Here is a 574-nt window from a genome sequence, read left to right on the forward strand (position 1 = left end):
ACATAGTAACAAACTATTTCAGAAACACTGTCTGTGTTTGGCGGTAGCCAAGTTAAGATTTGAAAGCGTTTATCAGTGTGAACGTTACAAAGGGCGAGATATGAAACTTTCTGTTACATCTCTAGGTTTTGTGTAATACTCCCTACTCATTTTGCTGCCTATCTACTTGCTTTACTGCTTAGATAAATAATAAAAAGGACAATTTTTTATGCCTATCTCTATTCATAAGCGTCTCCAAACTGAGATTATGCAATTAAAAGATAAGCAGCAATATCGCAAACTACCAAAAACTGAACATCAAGGGCGCTATGTCATCAGTGATGGCAAAACTCTATTAAACATTGCCAGTAATGACTATCTTGGATTGGGTAGCGCTCCTGAACTCCAGACTGAGTTTTTCGATCAACTAGGGCAGTTGACCGAAGAGAATCTACCAAAGATGAGTGCTACTTCATCGCGGCTGCTCACTGGCAACGACGTCCAACTCGATGCCTTGGAAACTGAATTGCAAAGCTGGTATCAAAATGCAGCGGACAAACAGGTGTTATCGACAGCGAAATCGGTACTTGTCTTT

At 40.2% G+C, this 574-nt stretch carries 1 protein-coding gene; it reads left to right on the forward strand.

The annotated features are described in order from the left end of the window. Positions 1-247: 247 nt before the first annotated feature. A partial coding sequence (locus I6E81_RS14240) for a hypothetical protein (protein ID WP_197109030.1) occupies positions 248-574 on the forward strand: 327 nt, incomplete at its 3' end.

The organism is Salinibacterium sp. NG22 (genome assembly GCF_015864925.1).
In the GTDB taxonomy this organism is placed as follows: domain Bacteria; phylum Actinomycetota; class Actinomycetes; order Actinomycetales; family Microbacteriaceae; genus Rhodoglobus.